General features: G+C 59.2%; 20 protein-coding genes. 7 read left to right on the top strand and 13 right to left on the bottom strand.

The features are described 5' to 3' along the window. Positions 1–7: 7 nt before the first annotated feature. Both RAE07_RS10600 and RAE07_RS10595 read left to right on the top strand, forming a co-directional pair. Positions 8–1,333 carry a DEAD/DEAH box helicase gene (locus tag RAE07_RS10600; protein ID WP_317001799.1) on the top strand — a complete coding sequence of 442 codons (1,326 nt, stop codon included), beginning with the start codon at positions 8–10 and terminating at the stop codon, positions 1,331–1,333. Further along, on the top strand, positions 1,330–2,568 hold the full coding sequence (locus tag RAE07_RS10595) for an Rv3212 family protein (protein ID WP_317001798.1): 1,239 nt from the start codon (positions 1,330–1,332) through the stop codon (positions 2,566–2,568). Before RAE07_RS10600 ends, RAE07_RS10595 begins: the two co-directional genes overlap by 4 nt. Before the next feature lie 74 nt (positions 2,569–2,642). Here the strand turns inward: RAE07_RS10595 and RAE07_RS10590 are convergent, their stop codons facing one another. Continuing rightward, complete coding sequence (locus RAE07_RS10590; RefSeq protein ID WP_239205912.1) at positions 2,643–3,131, bottom strand: hypothetical protein; 489 nt, start codon at positions 3,129–3,131, stop codon at positions 2,643–2,645. 496 nt (positions 3,132–3,627) lie between these two features. Between RAE07_RS10590 and RAE07_RS10585 the strand changes: the two genes are divergently transcribed. Together RAE07_RS10585 and RAE07_RS12000 are read left to right on the top strand one after the other, a co-directional pair. Further along, entirely contained in the window at positions 3,628–3,888 is a 261-nt protein-coding gene (locus tag RAE07_RS10585; protein ID WP_005322377.1) for a WhiB family transcriptional regulator, read from the top strand. Positions 3,889–3,971: 83 nt separating this feature from the next. Beyond that, a complete protein-coding gene (locus tag RAE07_RS12000) occupies positions 3,972–4,046 on the top strand; it encodes a 50S ribosomal protein bL37 (protein WP_100067784.1) in 75 nt (24 codons plus the stop codon). 107 nt (positions 4,047–4,153) lie between these two features. Here RAE07_RS12000 and RAE07_RS10580 read toward each other — a convergent pair whose 3' ends face one another. Together RAE07_RS10580 and RAE07_RS10575 are read right to left on the bottom strand one after the other, a co-directional pair. Continuing rightward, positions 4,154–4,426 (bottom strand): mycothiol system anti-sigma-R factor, encoded by a 273-nt coding sequence (locus RAE07_RS10580; protein WP_023020791.1) that lies wholly within the window; start codon positions 4,424–4,426, stop codon positions 4,154–4,156. Next, on the bottom strand, positions 4,426–5,037 hold the full coding sequence (locus RAE07_RS10575; RefSeq protein ID WP_023020790.1) for a sigma-70 family RNA polymerase sigma factor: 612 nt from the start codon (positions 5,035–5,037) through the stop codon (positions 4,426–4,428). The genes RAE07_RS10580 and RAE07_RS10575 overlap by 1 nt, the downstream gene beginning before the upstream one ends. Before the next feature lie 28 nt (positions 5,038–5,065). On the opposite strand from RAE07_RS10575, the gene ybaK reads away from it, so the two are divergent. Then, positions 5,066–5,569, top strand: coding sequence for a Cys-tRNA(Pro) deacylase (gene ybaK / locus RAE07_RS10570; protein WP_023020789.1), 504 nt, complete (start codon positions 5,066–5,068; stop codon positions 5,567–5,569). On the opposite strand, the gene RAE07_RS10565 is transcribed toward ybaK, so the two are convergent. Then, entirely contained in the window at positions 5,555–6,202 is a 648-nt protein-coding gene (locus RAE07_RS10565) for an SOS response-associated peptidase (protein WP_317001797.1), read from the bottom strand. The genes ybaK and RAE07_RS10565 overlap by 15 nt on opposite strands. Here RAE07_RS10565 and aroA point away from each other — a divergent pair. Then, a complete protein-coding gene (gene aroA, locus RAE07_RS10560) occupies positions 6,201–7,502 on the top strand; it encodes a 3-phosphoshikimate 1-carboxyvinyltransferase (RefSeq protein ID WP_316327637.1) in 1,302 nt (433 codons plus the stop codon). The two genes, RAE07_RS10565 and aroA, sit on opposite strands and share 2 nt — an antisense overlap. Next, complete coding sequence (gene rsgA, locus RAE07_RS10555) at positions 7,495–8,520, top strand: ribosome small subunit-dependent GTPase A (RefSeq protein WP_023020786.1); 1,026 nt, start codon at positions 7,495–7,497, stop codon at positions 8,518–8,520. Before aroA ends, rsgA begins: the two co-directional genes overlap by 8 nt. On the opposite strand, the gene RAE07_RS10550 is transcribed toward rsgA, so the two are convergent. The 9 genes from RAE07_RS10550 to mtrB form a co-directional block, all read right to left on the bottom strand. Further along, the gene (locus tag RAE07_RS10550) at positions 8,517–8,768 is read right to left on the bottom strand and encodes a hypothetical protein (protein WP_023020785.1); all 252 of its coding nucleotides are present in this window, start codon (positions 8,766–8,768) and stop codon (positions 8,517–8,519) included. The two genes, rsgA and RAE07_RS10550, sit on opposite strands and share 4 nt — an antisense overlap. A gap of 16 nt (positions 8,769–8,784) precedes the next feature. Then, the gene (locus RAE07_RS10545) at positions 8,785–9,300 is read right to left on the bottom strand and encodes a DUF6912 family protein (RefSeq protein WP_023020784.1); all 516 of its coding nucleotides are present in this window, start codon (positions 9,298–9,300) and stop codon (positions 8,785–8,787) included. Continuing rightward, positions 9,300–9,710 carry an HAD-IA family hydrolase gene (locus RAE07_RS10540; RefSeq protein WP_023020783.1) on the bottom strand — a complete coding sequence of 137 codons (411 nt, stop codon included), beginning with the start codon at positions 9,708–9,710 and terminating at the stop codon, positions 9,300–9,302. Before RAE07_RS10540 ends, RAE07_RS10545 begins: the two co-directional genes overlap by 1 nt. Positions 9,711–10,295: 585 nt before the next feature. Then, positions 10,296–11,114, bottom strand: a complete 819-nt coding sequence (locus RAE07_RS10535) for a hypothetical protein (protein ID WP_317001796.1) — start codon at positions 11,112–11,114, stop codon at positions 10,296–10,298. 139 nt (positions 11,115–11,253) lie between these two features. Continuing rightward, positions 11,254–13,839: a preprotein translocase subunit SecA gene (secA, locus tag RAE07_RS10530; RefSeq protein WP_316327643.1), complete on the bottom strand. Its 2,586-nt coding sequence runs from the start codon at positions 13,837–13,839 to the stop codon at positions 11,254–11,256. Between the two features lie 246 nt (positions 13,840–14,085). Then, entirely contained in the window at positions 14,086–14,730 is a 645-nt protein-coding gene (gene hpf, locus RAE07_RS10525) for a ribosome hibernation-promoting factor, HPF/YfiA family (protein WP_023020779.1), read from the bottom strand. A 145-nt stretch (positions 14,731–14,875) separates the two neighbouring features. Continuing rightward, the gene (locus tag RAE07_RS10520) at positions 14,876–15,364 is read right to left on the bottom strand and encodes a ComF family protein (protein ID WP_232212580.1); all 489 of its coding nucleotides are present in this window, start codon (positions 15,362–15,364) and stop codon (positions 14,876–14,878) included. Between the two features lie 177 nt (positions 15,365–15,541). Then, positions 15,542–17,281: an MtrAB system accessory lipoprotein LpqB gene (gene lpqB, locus RAE07_RS10515; protein WP_259824880.1), complete on the bottom strand. Its 1,740-nt coding sequence runs from the start codon at positions 17,279–17,281 to the stop codon at positions 15,542–15,544. Beyond that, a complete protein-coding gene (mtrB, locus tag RAE07_RS10510; protein ID WP_200288071.1) occupies positions 17,278–19,068 on the bottom strand; it encodes an MtrAB system histidine kinase MtrB in 1,791 nt (596 codons plus the stop codon). The genes lpqB and mtrB overlap by 4 nt, the downstream gene beginning before the upstream one ends. Positions 19,069–19,102 lie beyond the last annotated feature (34 nt).

The following is a 19,102-nucleotide window of genomic DNA, read 5'->3' as shown; positions in this document are numbered from 1 at the left end:
TCAAGGTGTGTCTGACATAAAATCCCAGCCACCGAGCTTCGCGGAACTCGGCGTTGCGGCCGAAATCTGCGATGGACTCGCCACCCGTGGCATCACGCGTACTTTTGCAATCCAGGAATTAACCCTGCCCATCGCTTTGTCCGGTCAGGATTTGATTGGCCAAGCGCGCACCGGCATGGGCAAAACCTACGGCTTTGGCGTGCCGCTTTTGGATCGTGTCTTTGATGATGCCGATATCGAAGAGCTCGATGGCACCCCGCGCGCCCTCGTGGTGGTCCCCACCCGTGAGCTTGCCCAGCAGGTCACCAAAGACCTGCAGGTAGCCGCCGCTGACATACCGGTGCGTTTGGTTTCCATCTACGGAGGCCAGCCCTACGAGGAACAGATCACAAAGCTCAATAAGGGCGCCGATGTCATCATCGGTACACCTGGCCGCCTGATCGATCTCCACGAGCGCGGCAATCTGCAACTAGACCGCGTGGCCATCTTGGTACTCGATGAAGCCGACGAGATGCTAGATTTGGGCTTTTTACCCTCGGTGGAGGCCATCCTGCAGGCTCTGGATGGCAATGCGCACCAGACCATGCTCTTTTCCGCTACGATGCCGGGCGCGATTTTAACGCTGGCCCGCCGTTTTATGGATAAGCCCATCCATATCCGCGCCGAATCGGGCGAGCAGGATTTCACTCATTCCTCCACCCGCAAGGTCACCTTCCAAGCTCACCGCATGGATAAGGTTGCCATCGTCGCGCACGCCCTGCAGGCTGCCGACCGCGGGCGCACCATCATCTTCGCCCGTACCAAGCGAGCGGCCGCCCATTTGGCCGATGATCTCGCCCGGCGCGGCTTCCGCGTGGGAGCCGTCCACGGCGACCTTGGGCAAAAGTCCCGCGAGAAATCCCTGCAGGCCTTCCGCTCCGGCCAGGTAGACATCCTGGTCGCCACCGATATTGCTGCCCGCGGTATCGACGTCGATGATGTCACTCACGTCATCAACTACCAGGTACCAGATGATCCAATGACCTTTGTCCACCGTATTGGTCGCACAGGTCGCGCCGGGCATACCGGTACCGCCATCACCTTGGTGGGCTACGATGAGCTGGGCAAATGGCAAGTCATTAACGATGAGCTGGATTTGGGAGAGCCGGAGCCGCCACAATGGTTTTCTACTTCCCCAGAGCTGGCCCAAGCGCTAGACATCCCCGCGGATGCTGAGGAGACCGTAGGCCCCGAGACCAAGGTTGTAGGCCAGGTTTCAGTCCACGAGAAATCCCCCACCCGTACCACTGCGCGCCGCGGCAGCTCCCGGCGCCGACGAGGAGGCCGCCGATGACTAAGGCTCCCATTTTGCGTTCCACGCTCTCTGATTGGAAGGCCACCGGCATCATTGCCGTGGTCTGCGCCATCGCGGTAGGCGGTGCAGCCGTCACTGCCAATATCAATCAGGCACATTTGAGCCAGGCGGCCGTTCCTGGGGAAAAGGATGCACCCGCACTTTCCACAGTCCCGACTAACCTCCACGAGTCCTTCAGCCTCCCCAATGAACCGGTGCCTGGCCAATACCGAGCGGTTTCGGCGCACGGCCTGACCATCACACATGCGGATCACACGCTCACGGCTACCAATCCGGACGGTTCCGAAGCGTGGACCTATGAGCGCACTGATGCCGAACTATGCTCACTGTCTGCTGCATGGGGCAAGATAGTAGCTACTTATAAGACCGGTGTGGGCTGCGGAGATACCGTGGCGATTGATGCCGCGACTGGTGAGTATGACAGCACCCGTAGTGCCATAAATTCGGACGAGGTGGTACCCATATCCTCCAATGACCGGATAGGAACGGTCTCCACCGACCGCATCGATCTGTGGCGCTCCGATATGGTACGTACCGTGGAATACGGTGACGTGGAGGCAAAACAAGAACCGGACAAGCAACCGCATGAGGATTGCACGCTCACCTCGGCCCTTACCCGTACCGAGAACTTAGCCCTGACCGAGTCCTGCCCCGATAAGCCGAATACCACCTGGTTGCGCTTCCAAGACACCACCCCCGATGATTCCCGTCAACCGGACATCGCCGCCGATGTGGACATTGCCACCAATGGCGCCCGCCTTGTCGCCGTAGGCCAAAAGGCCGCCGCCGTATACCGGCCAGGACCACACCCCTCCATCGAGTCATATAACAAAGAAGGTAAAAAGCTCGACTCTTCCCCAGCAGAGCCTTCTCCGGCTATAGACACCGGCGACTCCCCCTTCGCGCCGGCAACTGCGGACTTGCCGCACCATATGACCTGGTTTGATGGCTCCCGGCTTTACCTCTTTAAGCCGAGCGACCTCTCGGTTGATCGCATCGTGGAAGAGGCCATCGGCACCCCCATCGCTGTCAACGAGCAGATGCTGGTGCCTACCAAAGAAGGAATTGCAGTCATGGACTGGTCCACTGGCAAGACTCTGCGGACCGTCCCGGTTGACCGCGGCGCCTACCGCGGTGCCGTTTATCTCACCTTAGCGGGTGACACCATTGTGGAAACCCGCGGCGATAAGGTAGTGGGCCTTAGCGCCGATTAGTACCCCACCATCGCATAAAAAGGCCGCGCATTCCGGGTTTTACCGGGCGCGGCCTTTTACACGTGAAGACGACTTTAAAAGTTTGCTGCCGCCCACTCAGTGGAGGCGCGTACGAACATCAGCAAGAAGATGACCACTGCGGCGCTCAGCAATGTCACCGCGCCCAGTAGCGGCGATCCACCGCTAAACATTTGGAAGGAGCTAGCCGCCAAGATTAGCTCCACCAAAATAATGGCTCCCCTACCCCAGCGCTTTCCCTTGACCATGGCCCAAGCGCCAATGATGACAAAACCAAACACGATAAAGATAAAGAGTGCGGTGCCTAGCCCCACAAAGCTTCCAGAGCCCGAATCCGACACCATGGAGCCGTTTTCCGCACCGGTCAATTCGCGCACGATCAGGAAGATGCCAAAACAGATTACGGCGATGGACTGAATCACGGCGAGTGCTGCGGCCACGAGGACTGGTTGCGGCGCCCCGTGCTGGGTCTTTTCTTCCCCACTAATCGACCGCGTGGAGGCAGCATTTTGCTTTGTGTTTACCTTCTTGTTTTGTTTGGACACAAGCCCACAGTCTACTCACGGGCAACGCCATTTTCTTGTGCGCCACTCAGGTTTCGCGGGGGCAAGGGCTAACCGGACAGATTTGACGCTTCTCTAGTCACCACACTCAAGTAGTTTCAGTCAATGCGCCAGTTCAGCGCGTTTCTCACAGGCTTCTTTCAACTCCAGCGTCTATCTAAATGACCCCCACACCACTTTCCATTCAGTGATGTTTAACACATTTTCGCCTCTACCCCTAGCGGAGCCTGAGTAAACATGTCATGATTCTGGGGTAGCAAAAAGAAAGAGGACGTAAACCTCTTCTTAACTTGAAGGAAACTTCAAGTAACCACAATGTGGACCATTGGCGGCGGCGACGCTGGCCCGACCTCGAGACCGGGCCCCACTGCGCGCAGACCAGTTCACACAACCACCCACCCATGGCATTGGTTGCTTTTCATTTTATGAAAAGTGCTTGTGCTTTCTGCTGTCGAATTTTTGTTAGGAGATATCAATCATGGATTGGCGCCACGAAGCTGTTTGCCGCGACGAAGACCCCGAACTGTTCTTCCCAGTAGGCAATTCTGGTCCTGCACTTACCCAAATTGCTAAGGCCAAGTTGGTCTGCAACCGTTGCCCCGTTGCCTCTTCCTGCCTGAAGTGGGCACTGGAGTCCGGCTTGGACGCCGGCGTCTGGGGCGGTCTATCTGAAGAGGAGCGCCGCGCCCTCAAGCGCCGCCGCAACCGCGGCCGTGGACGCGCCCGCGTTTCCGCTTAATCATCGGCCCCCAATTTTCGTTTCGGCGCCCTTAGCCGCTAAAGTTGAATAAAGTTCAGATACCCTCAACGAAGGAGTGCGCAATGAGCAAGCGTGGTCGCAAGCGCAAGGATCGCCGCAAGAAGTCCGCTAATCACGGCAAGCGTCCTGGCGCATAACGCACAGCACATAAGCCCGGCCCACGGTCATCACAGACCGTAGGAGCCGGGCTTTTGCTTTGCCGAATCGGCGCAGGCCGCTTAGCAGCCCGTGCCGTATGTCCGCACTACCAGGTGGTCTCGATGCGGGTGATTTCAACCGAGATGCGGCGGCGTAACGCCTGCGGCGCCTTGGCCTGCCCGTTACAACAGTTGCGCACCAGCGAACGAATAATCTCCTCGCTCTCGAGGCGTTTTTGACAAAAATCACACTGGGCGATGTGCTCGCGGATGGCAAGCGCGCGGGCATAGGTGGTGGATTCATCGAGAAGCTCGCACAGGAGGGCCTGTACCTCTGGGGAGCTACACGCACCACAGTTGTGTTCCGTTGCGCGTTCCATTACTTCTCCTCCATGTCTGGGTGTTCTAATCCAATACCTTGTTCTCGTGCCACGTCTTTCAACGCTTTTCGGAGTAGTTTTCTTCCCCGGTGCAACCGAGACATCACTGTGCCCAAAGGAGTGTCCATGATTTCCGCAATTTCTTTATATGCCAGGCCCTCCACATCCGCGTAGTAAACCACCATGCGGTAATCATCGGGCAGGTCATTCATGGCCTCTGAAATGGTGGAATCCGGCATGTCCTTGAGCGCGGCTACCTCGGCGGATTCCAGACCGGTGGAATCATGTCCGGCGGTGGTATAGAGCTGAAAATCACTCAAGTCATCAGCCGAGGACTCCGTTGGCCGGCGCTTCGCCTTGCGGTAGGAGTTGATGTAGTTATTGGTCATGATGCGATAAAGCCATGCCTTGAGATTCGTACCCGGAGTAAAGGAATGGAAGGACTTATAGGCCTTGAGGTAGGTCTCCTGCACTAGGTCTTCAGCGTCTTGGGGATTGCGCGTCATGCGCAAGGCACCACCGTAGAGCTGATCTAGCAGGGGCAGCGCTTCCGCTTCAAAGCGGCGCTGCAGCTCCTTTTCGCTGATTGTTTCTTTAGCCACAATTTCCATACTAACGCCTAGCGTTAGAATCCCAGTCATGTCTAAAAAGTCCCCGCACGCAGCCACCCCAGCGCTCAAAGTTGTAGAAGACGCCGGTATCGAGCACCACGTATACACCTTTGAAGCGGGCACCGATCACTTCGGTGATCACGCCGCCGCAGCTCTAGACGTAGAGCCGGAGCGCGTGCTCAAAACCCTGGTCATCGATTTAACCGCGGGCAAGGGACCAAAGCGCAAATTGGCGGTGTGCGTTATCCCTACTACCCACCACCTGAGCTTGAAAAAAGCCGCAGTCGCACACAATGTTTCCAAAGCCGCCATGGCCGATCCGCACGACGCCTCTAAGTCATCCGGATATATTCCCGGCGGCATCTCCCCGCTCGGGCAGAAGAATCCACTGCCCACCATTATCGAGGAAACCGCCATCCTTTTCGATACCGTCTTCATCTCTGGCGGGCGCCGCGGGCTAGATATCGAACTCAATGCGGAGGACCTCGCGCAGCTGTGTGACGCCAGCTTTGCCGATCTACTCGCCGAGTAGCTCTGGATAGTCGTTGGATACAGTGCCCACGGCCTTGTCGGCGGGGTGGGTGTGGAAGCCCCGCAGGGGCGTCGGCAAGAGCAGCTCGGCGGCCTCCTCGGGGCTGCCCTCTAGCCAGGTGCGCATTTCCTCGGCCGCCAAAAAGCGCGGCAGGCGGTGGTGCAGCCACTCCATTTCTTCCGTGGCTGCAGTGGTAATGATCGTGGCGGACAGGCGGTCTAAGCCGGTGTCCCAGAGGCCTGCGGCCCACAACAGGCCTTCCTCCGCGCGCACGAAGTAGGGCTGTTTGCCGCCCTTTTCCTGGCGCCACTCGTAGTAACCATTCATCGGGATGAGGCAGCGCTGTCCCTTAAAAGCGTGCCGGAAAGAAGGCTTGGAGGCCACGGTCTCCGCCCGCGCATTAAACAGCGGCGGGCCCTCAAGATCTTTCTTCCAGTGCGGCAATAGCGCCCACCGCGCAGGATCGACTTGAGCCAGGCTTTCGCGCACGCGCACGATGGCCACCGGCTGGGTAGGCGCAATATTGTAGCGGGGCCCTGGGGTTCCTTGCGGGGCCTGTACCTCGGTGACTCCGGGCAGCTCTCCCACCTCATCAAGGAGGGACTCGGTAAAAAGAACGAATCTTCCGCACATGCCCTCTATTATGGACGATATGTCTCAACCATGGTCCGCCCCGCAAGCGGCAGGCCCCATTACGTGGGCCCAGCACGTGCCGGGCTCGAAGTCTATTACCAACCGCGCCTTCATCTTGGCCGCGTTGGCCGATGGCCCCTCTACCCTGCGCGCTCCGCTGGTCTCGCGGGATTCGCAGTTGATGGAAAAGGCGTTGGAGTCTATGGGCGTGCGCTTCGAGCACGACGGCGAGGACATCCACGTCACCCCAGGCCCGCTCAAGGGCGCAACGGTAGATTGCGGCCTAGCAGGCACGGTGATGCGCTTTATCCCGCCGGTTGCAGCCTTGGCTGATGGCGCCGTGCTTGTCGACGGCGACGAGCAGGCCTACGCCCGCCCCATGTCCACCACCCTCGATGCGCTGCGCCACCTTGGCGTAGAGGTGGACGGCGATAGCCTGCCCTTCACCGTGCGCTCGCACGGGGTGCCAGAAGGCGGCGAGGTCACCATCGATGCCTCTAGGTCATCGCAGTTCGTCTCCGGACTGCTGCTAGCCGGTGCACGTTTTAAAAAGGGCATCACCCTAACCCATGAGGGCGGCCCCTTGCCCTCTTTGCCGCACGTGGAAATGACCGTGGGCATGCTGCGCCAGGCAGGCGTGCGCGTAGACTCCGGCGAGAATACGTGGACCGTGCACCCTGGCCCGATCGCCGGCCGAGAGTGGAACATCGAGCCGGATTTGTCCAATGCCACGCCTTTCCTTGCCGCCGCTGCTGTCACCGGCGGCCGCGTGACCATTAAGCGCTGGCCCGCCAATACCACGCAGCCGGGCGACGCTATTCGCCATATCTTGGTGGATATGGGCGTTATGGTCACCCAAGAGCCGGGATTTGTCACTGCAAAGGGCTCCAAAGACGGAGCGCTGCAGGGTATTGAGCGCAATATGGGTGATATTGGCGAGCTCACCCCTACCGTCGCTGCGTTGTGCGCCCTGGCAGACACCCCCTCTACCCTTACCGGCATAGCTCACCTGCGCGGCCACGAGACCGACCGCTTGAAGGCGCTGGCGGATAATATCAACGCCCTCGGTGGTAAGGTCACCGAACTTGCCGACGGCCTGCACATCGACCCCGTCCCTCTCCACGGTGGAGAATGGCCGTGCTACGCGGACCACCGCATGGCCACCGCGGGTGCCATCCTCGGTCTGAAGGTGCCGGGCATAGAGATCGAAGATATTTCTACCACGGCGAAGACCCTTCCCGGCTTCGACCGCATGTGGGAGACGATGCTGGACCCCGAACAACAGGAGAGCAATGGCTAGGCGTTTCGGTTCCTTTGATGAATCCGACGTGCGCGTGCGCCCTGGCAAGGGTTCGCGGCCGCGCACCAAGGATCGTCCCAAACATAAAAATGCCAAGTTCGGCATGGTCATCACCAAAGACCGTGGGCGCTGGGGCGTCGCGCTAGATGACGGCCCACGGGTCACCGCCATGCGCGCCCGCGAACTCGGCCGCACCGCCATCGAGGTGGGCGACCGCGTAGGTGTCGTGGGCGATACTTCCGGCAAGAAGGACACCTTAGCGCGCATAGTGAAGCTGGAAGAGCGCACCTCCGTCCTTCGGCGCACCGCCGATGACACCGACCCCTATGAGCGCATCGTGGTGGCGAATGCGGACCAGATGCTCATCGTCACCGCCGTGGCCGATCCACCACCGCGTTCCGGGTTTGTCGAGCGGGCCCTCATCGCCGCCTTCGTGGGCAATATCCACCCGATCTTGTGCCTGACTAAAACAGATCTCACGGATCCTGAGCCGTTCGCGGCCGAGTTTGCTGATCTTGATGTCACGGTGGTGAAAGCCGGCGTCGAAGACGGCCTCGAGTCCGTGCGCCAGCACATCGATGGCCACGTCACCGCGCTCATCGGCCACTCCGGCGTGGGCAAATCCACCCTGGTCAACCGCCTGGTTCCGGATGCGGATAGGGAGACGGGGGAAGTATCGGGCGTAGGCAAAGGCAGGCATACCTCTACCCAATCGGTAGCGCTTCCCCTCCCCGCCGATGATGCATACTCTGCCGGCTGGATTATCGATACCCCCGGCATTCGTTCCTTCGGCCTCGCACACGTGGATGCTGATGACGTGCTCGGTGTCTTTGAAGATCTTGCGGCCGCCGTCGAGGATTGCCCCCGTGGTTGTACGCATATGGGCCCGCCTGCGGACCCAGAATGCGGGCTGGATGACCCTGCGCTTATCCCCCCGGATACCGCCAGTGCGCGGCGGCGCGACGCGGTGCGCGGCCTGCTCGAGGCCCTGCGCACCAACGTGGACTGGGAAAATTAAAGGTGGAAGCCAGTATCGGCCATCACGCCTAGCAGGACATCTACGATGCCAAAGACCACATCCAGGATCTGGCCCCAAGTGCCCTGGGACGAGGTCTCTAGCAGCGCTAGCCACGGGGTCGTGGGCACGGCATCGGCAGCGGCATCTGCGGCCGGGGTGGTATCGGCCGCCAGAGCGGCTGGCGCGGAAATGAGGGCTACGCCTGCGGTAACGGTAGCTGCAGCCAGGTTCTTGAAACGCTGAGTCATGTTTTCTCCTTCAGTTTTAGAGCAATTCTACGAGGAAAGGCAGTTCGCTGGGGTGATAAAAGGCCATAAACTTATCCAGCGCATCTCCCACGGCCAGCTCCGCGTCCTCATCGCCAAGGTCTGCGGTGTCAATAGCCTCGATGGCCTTCGCGGTGGTTTCTTCGGATTCCGCAATATCCACGTGGATGGCCGCTAGATCGTCTTTGCTGAATTGCGCCGGCTGGAGTTCTACCACCGGCTCGCCCATATCCGGTCGCGGGGTGATGACAGAATCATCCAAGTCCACGGAGATGACCACGCGGCGATGCGGGAACTTTTCTTCATCGCCGATGGCCAGAAGGCGCATAGAGGCCATAGATGCCTCGAGGAATGCCGAGTAGGCAATCTCTTCTTCATCGCCCTCGGTATAGAAATCCTGCAGCGCTGGTGTCACCATGAAACCCCAGCCGGAGCGCGCAGAAAGGGAACCGGTTTCTTCCAATTCCGCCAGCATGGCGTAGGTTGCGGGAATGTAGACGCGGGCTTTAGCCACTAAAACTCACCTTCAATATCGAAGACAGCCTGGATTTCTACGGAAACGCGATCAAAGCTGGTGTACAAAAAGCCCACCATGCCGGTTTCCACGGCGGCGCGGACGTTGAGAATAGAATCATCAACCATGACGCAATCATTGAGCGGAAGCTCTAGGGCATCTGCGGCCGCCTGAAATGCAGCGACCTCTGGCTTTTCCGCCCCAACCTCACCAGAGAGAATAACTGCATCTACGTTTCCGCGGTACTCCCACTCGCGAATGTGCTCCGCGCCTGGACCGCCCGGGTCATTGGAGAGGATGGCGGTTGCCGCGCCATTTGCCTTGGCGGCGGCCAGCAGCGCCTTCCAGCGACGGTTATCTTCTTCGGTGCCGTCGAGGACGCCGACATAGTCAACGATCAGACCACGCATGTACTTAAATCCTTTGGTTACGATTTTCTCTTTAACTCCCCGAGAGTATAGCGAACCGCGCGCGCATTCGCGGCCACCCCTTTCAGGAAACCCTCAGAAATGGCGGCCACGAGCCGGGCATGAGACAATTATCACGCGTCCGCCTCCTGCCCTTATTCAGGAGCACTACTTCCCCATCATGTACGAGCCCATCCCTGGCTACTCACACCTCAAACTCTTCCTCGCGCCTCATCGCGTGCGCTACGGCCGCTTGCCGACGTCCGCGGAGGTCGCCGCCCAACACCGCATCCAAGGCTGGGTAATCTTCGCACTCGAGGTTGCTGCCGGCTATCGGCCGCTAGCTCACCTCAATTCCGCGCGCTATTCGGACGCAATCCGGCTGCATATTGGCTCGTGGGTGCGCCAACGCTCCAGCCCCTACACCACGGACAGATTGCAATTGACAAGCCTGCACGCGCGCTCAAACGGAGAGTATTTCGGCTCTGTTTATATAGGTCAACAGCAGCATGCTTTTACAGGATCAGCCAGTCACACGGGATTAACCTCGTTCCGCTTGCTCTAAGCTATGCGAACGGACCTCACCGCCTAGGAAATGAACTGGCCGAGTTGAGAAAGAATATCGGACCAGTTCAGTGCGGACCATCCAATTCCGGCAGCGCTTGCTAGCGCCGCAATACCGGTAGTCAGCAGACCACCTTCCAGGACGGATAGCCCGGAATTGTCATCAGCAGTGCCATCCGCGAGTACGGTATTCACACCACGGTGGGTTGCTGCTGCCTTTTCCAAGGGAGCATTGACCTGCTTGGTGATAGTGACGATATCGCGCAGCGCTGACGCGTAATCCGGGAACTCATCCTGGAAGGCGGAGCCTGTATCCCCGGTGGCGGGCCTCTGTGGCCGCGGAGAAGACTCTGCATTGCCTGCAGTGGACTTCGGCAGATCCTTAGTGAATTCACCCAGCTCGGCGCGAATCACCACCTGGGCATAGTTGGCACCCAGCACGTCAAGGTAATCCAGCACGGCAGCTTCGGTGAACTGCTTGCCTTCCCGCGATTGTGGACGCGCTTCGGGCTCCCACGGGAAATCGAGCGGTGTGGCATAGATATTGCCATCGGCGCGCGCAGTATTGAGCCGGGATGCGCCAAAATAATGGTCAAAGGCAGCATCCGCTTTCTCCTGCGACAAAATTCCATCTGCCACCAACGCTTCCTTACGCTGGGTAGCGATAGCCAAAATGGCCGCTGCTGCGTTGTCCTGTTCTAGTTTTTCGCCCGAGTCCAAGATGATGCGCAGAGAGGACGCGGAGTCGCGCTGCATCTCATACGCCACGGCTGGGGTGGCGCCACCAAGCAAGGTAGCAGACAGAAGCGTCGTAATTCCTAGACGCAAAGAACGGCGACGCATCGTCAGTGGAGTTCCTCACAGGAAAAAGCAGATTGGACAAGATTCTTATATTCTACTCATTTTTCCCTAAAAAGAAACCCGCCCCGCTCCCACTTTTAAGAGTGGGTGCGGGGCGGAGTTTGAGAAAGGACACCGGGTTTTAGGCCTCTACGGTATCCCCACCGTTGTTGTTCGCAGCGGTCGAAGACTCACCGGCCTGTTCCTCTTCCTGCTGCTTGAACTGCTTGCGCAGCATAAAGAGCTGGCGGACGGTCTCTTCCTTGACGCCTTCGTTCATGGCATTGAACATCTCGCCGCCCTCCTTCTGGTACTCCACCAGCGGATCGCGCTGTGCCATCGCGCGCAGGCCAATGCCCTCCTTGAGGTAGTCCATCTCATAGAGGTGCTCACGCCACTTTTGGTCAATAATCGGCAGGATGACCATGCGCTCGGTATTGCGCATCTGCTGCTCGCCGCCAATTGCGGTTACAGATTCCTCGAGCTTGTCATATTCGTTATTGGCGTCTTCTACCAAAGCGTCGCGAAGCTGCTCAGCGGAAAGTTCGCCTGGGGAACCATACTCGGAGCCTTCGACCAGTTCCTCGTGGGAAATGGTGGGACCGTACAGGGAATCCAATGCGTTCCACAGCGCATCTAGGTCCCAATCCTCCACGTAGCCGGTGGCGGTAGCGCCGGCGACATAAGCGGAAACGGTGTCATCAATCATGCCGCGGATATTGTCCTGAATATCGCCGGCATCGAGGATATCGTGGCGGGTAGCGTAGACCACCTTGCGCTGCTCGTTAAGCACCTCGTCGTACTTGAGAACGTTCTTACGCATCTCAAAGTTCTGGTTCTCCACCTGCGCCTGGGCGCCCTTAATGGAGTTGGAGACCATCTTGGCTTCGATTGGAACATCGTCCGGCACATTGAGGCGATTCATCATGTTCTCCATGGACTGTCCCACGAAGCGCACCATCAACTCATCGCGCATGGACAGGTAGAAGCGGGTCTCACCCGGGTCACCCTGGCGGCCAGTACGACCACGCAGCTGGTTATCAATGCGGCGCGACTCGTGGCGCTCAGTACCCAGCACGTAGAGTCCACCGGCCTCGCGGACCTGGTCACCCAACTTCTTGGAGTGTTCCTTTTCGGCATCGATCTCTGCCTCCCAGGCCTCCTGGTACTTTTCCTCATCCTCGAATGGATCTAGGCCGCGCTCACGCAGCTTCTCATCGAGGATGACCTCGGGGTTACCACCAAGCACGATATCCGTACCACGGCCGGCCATGTTGGTAGCCACGGTTACGGTGCCAGGACGGCCGGCACGGGCGATGATCTGGCCCTCTTCCTCGTGGTGCTTAGCGTTGAGCACGTTGTGCTTGATTCCCCGCTTGGATAGCAGCTGGGACAGGTACTCGGAGCGCTCCACAGAGGTGGTACCTACCAATACTGGCTGACCGGCCTCGACGTGCTCAGCAATATCGTCCACCACGGCGGCGAACTTGGCTTCCTGCGTCTTGTAAATGCGGTCAGAGTGGTCCGCACGCTGATTTGGCTTATTGGTAGGAATCGGCACTACGTCCAGGCCATAGATGGAATGCAGCTCGGCGGCTTCGGTCTCTGCCGTACCGGTCATGCCGGAGATCTTCTCATAGAGGCGGAAGTAGTTTTGCAGGGTAACGGTAGCCAGCGTCTGGTTCTCGTTCTTGATCTCTACCTGCTCCTTGGCCTCGATGGCCTGGTGCATGCCTTCGTTGTAGCGGCGGCCGGCCAGCACGCGGCCGGTGAAGCTGTCGACGATCATGACTTCACCATTGCGGACGATATAGTCCTTATCGCGGGTGAAAAGCTCCTTGGCCTTCAAGGCGTTGTTCAGGTAGGACACCAGCTGGGAGTGCTCCGGGGCGTAGAGGTTATCGATGCCGAGCTGATCCTCTACGTATTCCACGCCCTCTTCCAGCACACCGATGGTGCGCTTTTTGTGGTCTACCTCGTAGTGGATGCCTTCGCGCATGCGCGGTGTCAGCTGGGCGAAGACACTGTAGAACTGGGAGGAACCGTCTACTGGGCCGGAGATGATAAGCGGGGTTCGGGCTTCATCGATAAGAATCGAGTCAACCTCATCCACGATGCAGAAGTTGTGACCGCGCTGCACCACTTCATTGAGGGAGCGCACCATGTTATCGCGCAGGTAGTCAAAACCTAGCTCGTTATTGGTGCCGTAAGTAATGTCGCAATCGTAGGCAGCCTTGCGCTCTGGTGGGCGCATCTCAGACAGGATGACGCCTACGGACAGGCCGAGCCAGCGGTGGACACGGCCCATCATCTCCGCGTCGCGCTTTGCCAAGTAATCATTGACGGTCACGATGTGGACGCCCTTGCCCTCAAGCGCATTAAGGTAGGCAGGCAGGAGTGAGGTCAGGGTCTTGCCCTCACCGGTGCGCATCTCGGCAACGTTGCCGAAGTGCAGGGCCGCGCCACCCATGATCTGCACGCGGTAGTGCTTTTGATCGAGGACGCGCCAGGCAGCCTCGCGGACGGTGGCAAATGCCTCGAGCAAGATGTCATTCATCTCTTCGCCGTCTTTAAGACGAGTCTTGAACTCATCGGTCTTTGCCTTAAGTTCTTCGTCCGAAAGCTCCGCGTACTTATCCTCAAGGGCAATTACGTCGTCTGCCATTTTGCCCAGGCGCTTGACCGTACGGCCCTCGCCCGCGCGCAGCAGCTTGGAAAGTCCAAACACGGTTAGTTAGTCCTTCTAGTCGCGACAATAAAGTTAACTCGTCGCTATTGTACTCACTCGCATTCACAAAGCACCTTCCGCCTAGCGCATAGGGCATGCGCGCAACCTTCATCTGGCATATCTAAGCCTTTAAAGCCGCTTGCCGACGTCGAACCTCCCCCCACCAAGACACCATTTCCCTTGATACGAATTCGACCCCGCTGCAGTTATGCAGCGGGGTCATTACCTCAGGAAAGTGCGAGCGCTTTAGGCCTCCGCGTCTTCAGCCAGGGAAATAAGGCCATAGTCGAAGGCGTGGCGGCGATAAACCACGGAGGGCTTATTATTCTCCTCGTTAACGAAGAGGAAGAAGTCGTGGCCAACCAGCTCCATCTCGCTCAAGGCATCATCCACGCTCATCGGGGTAGCCGGGTGCTCCTTGGTGCGCACAATCTGGCCGGGACGAACATCCTCGACGGTCTCAGCATAAGGGTCAACGTAGCGCTCTTCCTTGGCGCGCTGTGCCTCAGCCTGTGCCACCATCTCAGCGGCAATCTCTCCGGTGCCCTTTTGCGCGCGGTGACCGCTCTTGACGTTTTCGCGGCGCACCTTCACCTTGCGCAGGGAGCGCTCCATCTTGCCCAAGGCGGTCTCGAGCGCAGCGTAGAAAGAATCTTCCTTTGCTTCGGCACGGGCGATGTGTCCCTTACCCGTAGCGGTGATCTGGATGCGATCCGCTTCAGAATCGCGGCGCGGGTTCGGCTCGTGCTGCAGCTCCACGTGGAAGAAGGTCAGGGTGGGGTCAAGGCGTTCAATCTTGGCCAGCTTGTCATTGACTCGCTCTTGAAAGTGATCAGGGACCTCGACATTACGGCCCGTAATCGTTACCTGAGCTTTGTTTGGCTGGGACATTGAAATGCCTCCCTTGAGTAGTGGGGACTGGATTCAATCACAGTAGCTATCTCTCTGTGACACTCCTCATGGTATCACTGGTTATGACCTGACAGGGCGAAATTTTTTCCCGCTCCCCTACCTCGAGGGTAGATCCCGCCTTTATCTAGGCATCCGCAAAGACCAATGCTCCACATACTTCTACGCCCGCGGCCTGCAGGGCAGCAATGCTCGCGGCTAGGGTGGCGCCGGTGGTAACGACGTCGTCGGCAAGCAACGCAGGGGCGCGAGCAATGGGAGCATGAACGCGGACTCGCCCCTGCAGGTTAGCCCACCTATCCTGCGCGTTAAGCTCGGACTGATCCGCGGTGGACTGCCCCATGGAAAGAGCCGCGCACACGCCCACGCGCTGCAGCTGCGCCGCTGTATGGCACACAGCGGCCACAGGGTCTCCCCCGCGCGCCCGCGCCGAGCGCGGACGGGTAGGCGCAGGAACAAGGGTGAACTCGCGCGGGATATCACCACGGGCACTCAGATAGGCCAGCCCAGCTGCAAAGACGGCCCCGACATACTCGCGAACCGGCTGGTTGCCGCGCTCCTTCATGCCAATGATGATGCGGCGGCGAATATCGGAATAAGAGCCAAGGGCATACACGGGCGCTCCCAGCAGCCGGGGCCGTGCTACCAGGTAGGGCGGGTGCCGCAAGTGCTCGCGGCAGTGTTCACACAACACCTCGCCCGGCGCGCCGCATCCAGCACACGCGCGCGGAAAAATAAGCTCCCCCAAGCTCATCGTGTTGCCTCCCCCCTAGCCGCACAAGCCTTCCGACGGCTAGTTAGAAACGATAGGGGAAGAACGCCGGCCCTGCAGCCCAGAGACCTCACGCCAGTTGGTCTCATCCATCACGGTGGAAGGTAGCTCAAGCATGGCGTGAGAATCAGTGATGAAAAGCTTGGTGGGCGAGGAAGCTACAGCCACCACGGGGGCGGTGATATTACCGGTAGGCATGGTCGAAGCCGAGGAACCATCCTGCTCGATGCGCCAGACGGGTGACTGGCTCGAGGAGGTACCAACGATGAGCGAGCCATCCATATTCCAGTCCAACGATAGCGCCGAACCGGAAACTTCTGGGCCGACCTCGCGGGCGTTGACGATGCGCTTATCCCCACTGCTGGATTGGGCAACCGCCGCGATATACACGTGCCCATCGATAACCATGGCCACGCGGGCACCGCTATGGGACAAGCGGATGACGGAGATTTCGCCCTCAATATCGTCAATGCTGCGGGCATCCACCTCGGATTTGGAGATGCGGCCCGTGGTCTTGGAGCGCACCACGCGCACGATGCGATCTCCGTCAACCACAGTCCACGCGGCTTGCCCGTTGTATTCAAAGGTCGGCCGTGCCAGCGTGGGACCATCCACCGCATCCTGCAGCTGGCCATCGAGCTCGCCTATCTGCAGGGAGAAATCATTATTGGATTTGCGGCGCACGGCCGCAACGAGGCCGCTATCGGCCACATCCACGGACTGCACGTCTCCGCTACTGCCCAAGGTGGATTGAACGGGCTCGGCCACGCCATCGTCTACCTCCAGCAGGTTGCCCTCATTAAGGGCGTAGAGCTTAGACAACGCGGTGCTGCTTTCTTCCGGGTTATAGTCCGCAAAGTCATCCACGCTCAAGCTATCCATACCTTCCACCAGGTCACCGCCATCGGCCTTGACCTTAAAGGGACCGGTATGGCCGGCTTTGCTAAGCGTCCACACCAGTTGGGCGGCAAAGAGAGTGCGGTCGTGGGCGTCCAAGTCCACTAGGCCTTCGAATTGGTAGCCTTGCTCGCGGTCATAGCCGGCATAGGTAACATTCTCCCCCGCCGCACGGCGGGTGGCAGGGGCAATGCTGGCCGAAGGCCCCTCCATCAACAACGTGATAAGCGTCGACTCCGATTCTTCGCCCCCCTTATACAACCAGCGACGATCCGGAACCAGCACATCGTTACTCTGCTTATAGAAGTACAGCGATTGCGGGGCGTAGTGGTTGCGCATTTCATTGCGCTCCATCACCACTCCGGCCGGCAGGCCATCGACGCGCCACCTATCGTCTTGCATCTTCATGTAGATGACTGCCTCATAGCCCTCATTTTCCGGGACATACGCGCCACCGGATTTCAGGCGGCCGATAATAGTGCCACGTACTGTAAAGGCGCGTTCATTATCTTTCGAGCTTTGTTTATTGGCGGGCGCGGTAACGATATCCAGGCTATCGACCACCATCACATCGCCGCTGGCGTCCCATGCACCACGGGCAGTATCCGTAAGAAAACCACGGGCGACTTCGTGATCATTTCCGGGCACGGCCGAAGCCTGATAGAAATCTCGCAACGTCAGATCCGGGTCATCGCCCGGTTGCGGTGCAATAACTTCCCCAGGACTGTCTTCCTGTCGCTGGTAGGTCCCTACCACCTGCGGCCCGGTGTCACTCGGCAGAGTGGAACAACCGCTGACAAAAAGCACGACCGCTGCGGTACTAAAGACCGCGGTTTTGCAATAGTTGCTGCTGAACACGCTCACTTCCTCCTCCCCTCAAAGTCCGGGGCCTTATAGGCGCGCCTATCTGGGGCGGCCGCACCACGGTTGAGCTCTCGTTCCGAGGGCCATAGGATGCCATCCCCCTCGGCCTGGCCAGTGGTAGTCTTATCGCTCTTTTCGGCGCGCGGTGAGCTCATCCCGGATGCAATGGCAGGCGTAGCAGAGGCGGGTTCGACACCCGGATTACCGGTGCTAGAGTCCTGCGCTTCTGGAAGTTCAACTCCGGCATCTGGGGTCGATTCCGGCAACGAGCCGCCTTCCGCAGGGTTGTTTACGGGTGCGCCAGGGATCTCCACAGAGATGGGTTCTTCTCCCACCTCGGCATTCGGGGTGCGCGGGATAATGAGGCGGAAGCGCGAGCCAAAGCCCTCGTAGCCGGTGGCATCCAGCGTGCCGCCGTGCAGGACGGCGTCCTCGCGGGCGATAGCCAGCCCCAGGCCGGTGCCACCGGAGTGGCGCTTGCGGGAGGAATCCGCGCGCCAAAAGCGGTTAAATACCAGCTCTTCCTGGCCCGGTTTCAAGCCCACGCCATGGTCTGTAACGGTAACGCCCACCGCGGTTTCCGTGGTGGCGACATCCACCGCTACCGGATTGCCTTCCGAATGGTCGATGGCATTGGCCAAAAGATTGCGCAAGATGCGCTCAAGGCGGCGTGAATCGGCTTCGACGGCGATGCGCTCATCCGGCAGGTTGAGCTGGACCTCTACGTTGAGCTCGCGAGCCAAATGTTCGACTTGCTCATAGGCGGACTCCACGCAGGAGCGCAGATCAATGGCGGCGGTAGACAGGTCCGCCACGCCGGCATCGTGGCGAGAAATCTCTAGCAGGTCCGCGAGCAATTCCTCGAAACGATCGAGCTCGCTTGACATCAGGCGGGAAGCTCGCTGGGCGCCGTGCGGCAAGCTATCGCTTTCGGCCTCAATCATGTCCGCGGCCATGCGCACGGTGGTCAATGGGGTACGCAGCTCATGGGAGACGTCGGAAGTAAACTGCCGCTGCAAATCGCCGTATTCCTCCAGCTGCGCAATCTGGGAAGAAAGCTTATCGGCCATGTTATTGAAGGACGCGGCCAGGCGGCCCATCTCATCGTCACTATCGACGGCCATGCGTTCCTTCAAATGACCAGCCGCCAAGCGCTGTGCAATGCGCGAAGCCGAACGAATCGGCGTAATAACCTGCTGGGTGGCCAGCCAGGCAATGCCCACCAACAGCACCACGACGACCACACCGGCCGCCGAAAGCAGGCCTCGCATCAATGCCATGGTGGATTCTTCCGACTCCATGGACAGTGCCAAGTAGACCTGAGTATGCGGGATATCGGTATCGGTAGGTGTTCCTACCAGCAGGGCGTTGTAATACTCACCGTTTTCCCGCGGAGCCGGGAAATACTGCTGCGCAATCTGACCTTGATCCACCATCTCCCGCAACTGATCCGGCACGGGGAAACCTTCTGGCGAGGTAATAACCGAGCCATCCTGGTTTTCCACCACGATGACCGGTTCATAAACCGCCTGGGCATCGCCCTGCTGGGCAGAGAGCTGGCCCAGTGCCGCACGTGCAGAATTGATGCGTACCTGCACCGAATTGGCGGAACTGGTGGCATCAATCTGCTGTTCCACGGCCGTGCGGGCACGCTCCAGCTCCTGCTGCGCCACGTCTTCCTTTTGGCTAACCAAGCGCTGAGTCAGCACAGAAACCAACGCGTAGGCCAAGATGATCATGACCACCGAGGAGGCGACCAAAATCATGCCAATGACGCGCGCCTGCAAAGAGGTACGCCACGTTGTAATGAAGGCGTCTCGA

The organism is Corynebacterium nasorum (genome assembly GCF_032821635.1).
In the GTDB taxonomy this organism is placed as follows: Bacteria; Actinomycetota; Actinomycetes; order Mycobacteriales; family Mycobacteriaceae; genus Corynebacterium; species Corynebacterium kefirresidentii.
Note: the sequence above shows the minus strand (reverse complement) of the source record. Positions and strands in the feature narration are given on the sequence as shown.

Bases quoted from the DNA above. Each gene is read 5' to 3' on its own strand.
- hpf (WP_023020779.1), bottom strand. From the start codon at position 14,730: ATGTCCCAGCCAAACAAAGCTCAGGTAACGATTACGGGCCGTAATGTC.
- RAE07_RS10580 (WP_023020791.1), bottom strand. From the start codon at position 4,426: ATGGAACGCGCAACGGAACACAACTGTGGTGCGTGTAGCTCCCCAGAG.
- RAE07_RS10550 (WP_023020785.1), bottom strand. From the start codon at position 8,768: ATGACTCAGCGTTTCAAGAACCTGGCTGCAGCTACCGTTACCGCAGGC.
- RAE07_RS10565 (WP_317001797.1), bottom strand. From the start codon at position 6,202: ATGTGCGGAAGATTCGTTCTTTTTACCGAGTCCCTCCTTGATGAGGTG.
- ybaK (WP_023020789.1), top strand. From the start codon at position 5,066: ATGTCTAAAAAGTCCCCGCACGCAGCCACCCCAGCGCTCAAAGTTGTA.
- rsgA (WP_023020786.1), top strand. From the start codon at position 7,495: ATGGCTAGGCGTTTCGGTTCCTTTGATGAATCCGACGTGCGCGTGCGC.
- RAE07_RS10595 (WP_317001798.1), top strand. From the start codon at position 1,330: ATGACTAAGGCTCCCATTTTGCGTTCCACGCTCTCTGATTGGAAGGCC.
- RAE07_RS10535 (WP_317001796.1), bottom strand. From the start codon at position 11,114: ATGCGTCGCCGTTCTTTGCGTCTAGGAATTACGACGCTTCTGTCTGCT.
- aroA (WP_316327637.1), top strand. From the start codon at position 6,201: ATGCCCTCTATTATGGACGATATGTCTCAACCATGGTCCGCCCCGCAA.
- RAE07_RS10575 (WP_023020790.1), bottom strand. From the start codon at position 5,037: ATGGAAATTGTGGCTAAAGAAACAATCAGCGAAAAGGAGCTGCAGCGC.
- RAE07_RS10585 (WP_005322377.1), top strand. From the start codon at position 3,628: ATGGATTGGCGCCACGAAGCTGTTTGCCGCGACGAAGACCCCGAACTG.
- RAE07_RS10540 (WP_023020783.1), bottom strand. From the start codon at position 9,710: ATGCGTGGTCTGATCGTTGACTATGTCGGCGTCCTCGACGGCACCGAA.